The sequence below is a fragment of the Nocardia carnea genome (assembly GCF_029869215.1).
In the GTDB taxonomy this organism is placed as follows: domain Bacteria; phylum Actinomycetota; class Actinomycetes; order Mycobacteriales; family Mycobacteriaceae; genus Nocardia; species Nocardia carnea_B.
The window spans coordinates 20,944-27,416 of record NZ_JARWPM010000456.1 but is presented as its reverse complement, the minus strand read 5'-3'; the positions used below and the strand labels follow the sequence as shown (position 1 = coordinate 27,416).

Here is a 6,473-nt window from a genome sequence, read left to right as displayed (position 1 = left end):
GGAGTGAAGAACGAGACTCCCGGGGGCCCCGAACCCGGGGCGCGCGGGGCGGGGGGCGAAAATAAAATAACGAAAGGGAGTTGTGGGTGGGGGGCAACAGGGGTAATTTGTTGGAAGCATCAAGAGTGGGGGCGAAGATGGTGGTTTTTATAAAACCACACCCCCCGGGGGGGCCCACAAACCCCGCGCCGCCGGAGGCGGCGCAATAGATACAGAGAGCACTGCTCTTGACTTCTTGCCGCAACAGTGAGATCGTTGTTCTCAACAGAGAGCAGTGCTCACAAAGGAGTTGGATATGACCACCGCGACCCGCTACCTCGCCCCCGCCGGTATCGAGCCGATCTTCAACCGCATCGTCAACGTGTTGCCGAAGCTCGGGATCAGCATCGCCGGCTCGCGGTTGCTGGCCGTGCGCGGGCGGAAGTCCGGTGAATGGCGGACCACGATCGTGAACGTGCTGACCACCGACGACGGTGCGCGCTACCTCGTCGCGCCCCGCGGGCATACCCAGTGGGTGCGCAACCTGCGGGTCGCGGGTGAGGGCGAGCTGCGGCTCGGCCGTAAGACCGAAGCGTTCCGCGCGGCCGAGGTCGCCGATGCCGGCAAGATTCCCCTGCTGCGCCGCTACCTCGAAGTCTGGGGGTGGGAGGTCGGCCGGTTCTTCGAGGGTGTCACCAAGGATGCCACCGATGCGCAACTCGCCGAAATAGCGCCCGGCTTCCCCGTTTTCCGGATCGAGCCCATGCGGGGTTCCGGGCCCGTCTCGGATCTGGACTGACGGAGCGGGGGAGCGAAGCGGAGGAGGGAAGATTCGGGACCCAGGGGCCTCGAACAGCGACGCCGGAGGAGGCGCAGATCAACGCAGCAGGAATTCGATGGCTGCTACGTAGCCGTAGCTGCCCATTCCGGCGACCACCGCGTCGGCGATGGGCGAGATGTAGGAGTGCCGGCGGAACTCCTCCCGGGCGTGCACATTGCTGATGTGCACTTCGACGATCGGGACCTCGGGTATCACCAGGGCATCCCGGAGGGCCACCGAAGTATGCGTCAACCCGCCGGGGTTGATCACGATGCCCGACGCCGTCCCGCGCGCGGCGTGGATCCGATCGATCAGCGCGCCCTCGGAATTCGACTGGAAATGCGCGATCTCCCGGCCGCGCGCCGCGGCCGCGCGACGGCACAATTCGATTACATCCTCGAGGGTCTCCGTGCCGTACACCGCCGGCTGGCGAGTACCGAGCATATTCAGATTGGGCCCGTTGAGGACGAGAATCGGACTGCTCGAGGTTTGCGGAAAGGCGGCATCGGACATGGCAGCAACCCTACCGACACCCCGAGCGCCCGCCGAGGGTTCTGGGCTACCGTGGCGGGGTATCTCTGCAGTGGAAGCGGACTTGCGGGGTAACACCACACGGCCTCGGCTCGATCGGTAGCGTAGCGAAGCCGGGTGCGTGCCGATGGTCCGATAATTGATCATGGTCGGTTCGGCGGCGAGTTGGGAACGGCCACAACTACACACAGTGGGACCGGCTATGGTTTTGGGGTTGCGAGCACTCGCAAGCAGGCATTTTTCAGGTACGGTGGACTTGTTACCAGAGTGGCAAGAGTGAAGAGTAGGCGACATGGATGTGTGGGGATCCCGCCGCTTTCGCTTCCGGGGCGCAGTGGCCCTTACGGGGGTGGCGGCTCTGGCAATCGCGATGGGATCGTGTGGGACCGGTACCGAGCAGGCCGGCCCCGAAGCCGTCGTCGATCGATTCACCGAACTGCTCGACGAGGGTGACCACGCCGCGGCAGCTGAACTGACCTCTTACCCGTCCGCCGCTTCGGCAACTCTCGGGCAAATGTTCGACGGGCTCGAATCCGGCACCGTCGACTACGAGAAAACGCAATTCATCGGACTCGACGCCGAAACCGGCATGTTCAGTCTGGACGTGCACTGGAACTTCGGTGAACGCAAGGACTGGTCCTACGGTCTGGAAGGCAAGATCCGCAAACTCTCCACCGGCTGGAAGATCTCCTGGGATCCCGCCGTGGTCATGCCGGAACTCGAACACGACCGCACGGTCCAGCTGGTGCGCACCACTCCCGATCCGGCCCCGCGGGTGGTCGACAATATCGGCAAACCGCTGATGACCGAGCAGATCATCAATGTCATCCAGCTCGATCCGGCGAAAATGCCCGACCCGGTCGCCTCCACCGACGCGCTCGCGCGGGCCATCGAACCGGTGGCCCCCCTCATCACCGGTGCTTCGCTGCGGGACGACTTGGCTGCCGCCGGCGGTAAACCGATTACGGCCGTGAGCCTGCGCGAAGGCGATTTCGCGATCCTGGAACCGGAGATGGCGCCGATCCCCGGTGTGGTGATGAAGAAGGAGCCGCGGCTGATCGTTTCCGACCGCCGGGTCTTCTCCCCACTGCTCGATTCCATGAAGAACGTGTGGGAGGAAAGCCAGGACAAGCATTCCGGCTGGGCGGTGCAGCTGTTCGAGAACGGGCAGTTCGTGAAACAGCTCGCCGGCCATCAGGGCCCGGCCGGGCCGGATATCGCCGGCACCATGGACCAGCGGTTGCAGCGCGCCGCCGAGGATGCGGTGGTGAGCGTGGGTTCCCCGGCCTCGATCGTGGTCACCCAGCCCTCCACGGGTGCGGTGGTAGCGGTGGCGCAGAACAATTACTCGAGTGCGCAAGGGCCGGTCGCGTTCACCGGGCTGTACCCGGCGGGCGGCATGATGAACCTGTTCCGCGAGGTGGCCGCGGCGTCCAAGGGGAAAGCCGTCAAGGACGTCACCGACGAGGAAGCCGTGGAAGCGGCGGCCACCCTCGGTGTGGGCGTGGATTTCCGGGTTCCCGGGCTGGAAGAGGTCACCGGCCGGCCGGCCGGCGCGGGCGATGCGGAACCGGTGCGTCAGGGCGGCGGTACGGATGCGCTGCTGGCCAGCCCGTTCGGGATGGCGATCGCGGCGGCGGCCATCGGCAACGGCACCCTGCGGCCGCCGATGATCGAACGCGGCCGCCCGGGGGAGACCGACGCCCCGGCGGGGCCGCTCCCCGGGCCGGTCGCCGACGCGGCGCGCCGGGTACTGCGGGACGGGATGAACGCCCCGCAGATGGCGCGGCTGCGCGGGTTCCGCGATGTCACCGGCTATTCCGCCAAGGCCGGCGACGACGGCTGGCTCATCGCGACCATGGGCGATCTGGCGTTCGCGATCCATATCGCCGATGTGGACAGCGGCGATATGGTCGTCCGGATGGGTGAGCGGATGCTGGCATCGTTCGCCAAACCCGACGAATGAGCGTGGCGCTCAGCTGAGCGCCCGGATGGCCGTCCGCCAGCCGACCAGGAACAGCGCCAGCACCAGCGCCGCCACCACGATGAAACTCGGTGCCGTGCCCTGCCCGCTGATCACCCGCAGCACCATCCCGGCCACCAGGGTGCACAGCCAGATGATCAGACCGGCCGGCCGCACCCGCAGACCGTTGAACGGTTGGTTCACCCGGTTGCGCAGGTACAGGGCGTAGACGGCGAGCCAGCCGACGGCGAGGCCGGTGAGGAACGGCCACGCCGTGCGGACCAGACCGGCCAGAATCGCCTCGTCGTGGCTGCGGCGCCCGATCACACAGAACAGCACCACCAGCAGCGCATCGACAACGATCGGTCCCAGCCATTTCACACGAGGCAGCCTAACGGGCGCGGTGCAGCCAACTCTGCGACGGTCCCGGACACAGGGACACCGGCTCAGACATTGCGCCGGGTGAATTCCTTCTCGTATTCCTCGTCCTCGGCATTGCGGTTGCGGAACAGGAAGGCGAAAACGATCCAGCCGATGATCGCGATCAGGACGAAACTCACCAGCCGGTAGACGAACGCGGCCGCGACCGCCTGCGCCGCCGGCAGGCCCGCGGCGGCGGTGAGGCCGTAGATCAGGGTCGCGTCCACGTAGACGATGCCCCCGGGCGCGAAGGGAATGGACCCCACCGCTTTACCCGCGGCGAACGCGATCAGCAGCCCCGCCCACCGCGGATCGCCGCCGATGGCGTAGCAGGCGGCGCCCAGGCAGGCGACGTCGGCGAGCCGGTGGACCACCGCCCACCAGGTGACCCAGGCGCCGTCGCGGGTGCCCATATCCACCGATTCGACCTGGGCCAGCATCTCCCGGATCTTGTCGCGACCGGCCTCCGGCGGCCGTTTGCGCACCCGGTTGACCAGCGCCAGCCCGCGCCGCAACGCTCCCTCGAGGGTGCCCGGATGCCGCGAGGCGTAATTCCCCGCCCACACCAGCGCCACCACCGCGGCCACCGACACGATGAGATTGACCGGCCCGATCCGCCCGCCCGCCAGCACCGTGCCCAGCACGCCGAGCAGCGCCAGGCCGGCGGCCGAGACGACCCCGGAGAAGACGAGCTGCCAGGAAGCGACTACCGGGCTCGCGCCCCAGCGCCGGGTCTGACGGTAGGTGAAGGCCGTGGAGAAGACCTGCCCGGCCGGCAGTGTTACCGACATGGCCGTCGCGCCGTAGACCACGGAAACCGATTTCAGCTGCCGGACCGCGACCCCGCCCGCCCGTAACAACTGTTTCTGCACCCGGCCGAAACCGGACATCGACAGCATTTGCAAGGCAATACACGCCGCGACCCAGCCCCAATGGATTTCGGTCAGTTTCCGCCACGACTCGTGTAGCCGGGGATACAGGTAGAAACCCTCACCGATCAGCAACAACAGCAGTACGGAAACGGCCACCCATTTGAGCCACCGGAATCTGCGGGAAGGTTTTCCGGTCTGGTTCGGCTCACCGGCCCGGGACACAGCAGGCGTATCCGCTGTATCACCGTTGGCAGTCACGAGCCCAGCCTAATGGACGCTTGCGGCCGGAGACGGGGGCCCGCCGACGGGTTCGGGTGAACGGTGCGCTATGCGCGCTCGACCTGGTCCGGCGCCGGTTCGGCCGCAGTTTCCGCCGGTACGGAATCGTTCGGCCAGGACAACCTGGTGGTACGCCGCCGCCCGCGCAGCTGCACCTCCTCGCCGGCGGTCCAATTCCGCTGTTCGCTCTCCTCGGCGAAATACAGTGCCGAACCCGATGCCAGCACCCGCCCCGGATGATCCTTGGCGAGTTCGGTGAGCCGGGAGGCCTCGTTCACCGGGTCCCCGATCACCGTGTATTCGAACCGATTGGCCGCACCGATATTGCCCGCCACCGCCAAACCGGCCGAAACACCGATACCGATATCGAGCCCGGCAACCGACCGTAATGCCTCGCGGAGTTCGCGGGCCGCGGCCAGTGCCGCTGTCGGTGCGTCCGGCCGGTCGAGCGGGGCGCCGAATATCGCGAGGGCGGCATCGCCGACGAATTTGTTCACGAATCCGTGGTGGTGATCGATGACATCGACCACTACCCGGAAGAATTCGTTGAGCAGATTCACCACCTCGGTCGGGGGGTGTTCGGCGGCGGTCGCGGTGGAGCCGACCATATCGACGAACAGCACCGCCACGAACCGGGTTTCCCCACCGAGTTCGGTGCCGTAGTCGAGGGCCCGCTGGGCGACTTCGGCGCCCACATGCTGACCGAAGAGTTCCTGCAGCCGCTGCCGGGTGGCGGCCTCCTCCATCATCCGGTTGAAACCGACCTGCAGCAGGCCGATCTCGCTACCGTCGAACACCTCCACCTGCACATCGCGCGCGCCGTTCTGCACCTGGTCGATGGCCTGGCTGAGCTGGCGGATCGGGTCGGAGATACTGGAGGCCGTGAGCATGGACAAGGCCAGTGCCTGCATGATCACGACCCCGCACAGCAGCAGAATCGATACCGCCAGCGATTGCGCCGAGAACTTGATATCCGAGGAGATCTGGGTCACGCAGAGCAGCACGATCGCAATGGTCGGGGCAAAGGTGCCCATGCCCCAGGTCATCGCCATCCGTGTGCCGACCCCGGGGGTGAGGGTGTGATCGAAGCGGCCGGCGGTGAGCGCCTCGGCGGCGACCGGGCGCAGGATCCGTTCGCCCAGCATGTAGGTGAACCCGAAGACGATGGTCGCGGCCATACATTCGGTGATGATCACCGTGCCGGCCAGCGCCGGAGTTTCGGAAATGATGGCGGTGGCCAGTACCGCGCCGCCGAGGATCCACAGCGCCAGGTGCAGGATCGCCTGGCGCAGCGGCGCGTGCAGGGCCGCCATCTGTTCCTGCCGGCTGGGCGGTCCGCCGCGCATCTGCCAGCGCATCACCGGGCGCAGCATCAGCGCCGAGGCGAGCACGCTGAGCACCCCGCCGGTGAGGAACACCGCCGCGGGGACGACCAGGCCGACCTGCCGCGGTCCGGGTTCCTCGCCCTCGGGCACCGGCAACCCGTACTGGATGAACGCCCACACCAGCACCGCGCCGAACGCGTTCGCGAGCAGCATCGAGGTGAGGTACAGCGGCCAGCGCGTATGCATGGTCTGTTTGACCGCTTCCAAGGGCGCTGACACGAGTA

Annotated in this window: 6 protein-coding genes; 2 read left to right on the top strand and 4 right to left on the bottom strand. The window is 67.0% G+C overall.

Translation table 11 applies throughout. The annotated features are described in order from the left end of the window. The first annotated feature begins 295 nt into the window (after positions 1 to 295). Entirely contained in the window at positions 296 to 778 is a 483-nt protein-coding gene (locus tag QH276_RS34990) for a nitroreductase family deazaflavin-dependent oxidoreductase (RefSeq protein WP_280399173.1), read from the top strand. A gap of 78 nt (positions 779 to 856) precedes the next feature. On the opposite strand, the gene aroQ is transcribed toward QH276_RS34990, so the two are convergent. Then, the gene (gene aroQ / locus QH276_RS34985) at positions 857 to 1,312 is read right to left on the bottom strand and encodes a type II 3-dehydroquinate dehydratase (RefSeq protein ID WP_280399174.1); all 456 of its coding nucleotides are present in this window, start codon (positions 1,310 to 1,312) and stop codon (positions 857 to 859) included. A gap of 367 nt (positions 1,313 to 1,679) precedes the next feature. Between aroQ and QH276_RS34980 the strand changes: the two genes are divergently transcribed. Next, positions 1,680 to 3,296: an NTF2-like N-terminal transpeptidase domain-containing protein gene (locus QH276_RS34980; RefSeq protein WP_280399175.1), complete on the top strand. Its 1,617-nt coding sequence runs from the start codon at positions 1,680 to 1,682 to the stop codon at positions 3,294 to 3,296. 9 nt (positions 3,297 to 3,305) lie between these two features. Here QH276_RS34980 and QH276_RS34975 read toward each other — a convergent pair whose 3' ends face one another. The 3 genes from QH276_RS34975 to QH276_RS34965 all read right to left on the bottom strand — a co-directional run bounded on the left by QH276_RS34975 (position 3,306) and on the right by QH276_RS34965 (position 6,435). After that, entirely contained in the window at positions 3,306 to 3,674 is a 369-nt protein-coding gene (locus tag QH276_RS34975; protein WP_280399176.1) for a DUF3054 domain-containing protein, read from the bottom strand. Positions 3,675 to 3,739: 65 nt separating this feature from the next. After that, positions 3,740 to 4,843 (bottom strand): lysylphosphatidylglycerol synthase transmembrane domain-containing protein, encoded by a 1,104-nt coding sequence (locus tag QH276_RS34970; protein ID WP_432278635.1) that lies wholly within the window; start codon positions 4,841 to 4,843, stop codon positions 3,740 to 3,742. A gap of 68 nt (positions 4,844 to 4,911) precedes the next feature. Continuing rightward, a complete protein-coding gene (locus QH276_RS34965; protein ID WP_280399185.1) occupies positions 4,912 to 6,435 on the bottom strand; it encodes an adenylate/guanylate cyclase domain-containing protein in 1,524 nt (507 codons plus the stop codon). Positions 6,436 to 6,473 lie beyond the last annotated feature (38 nt).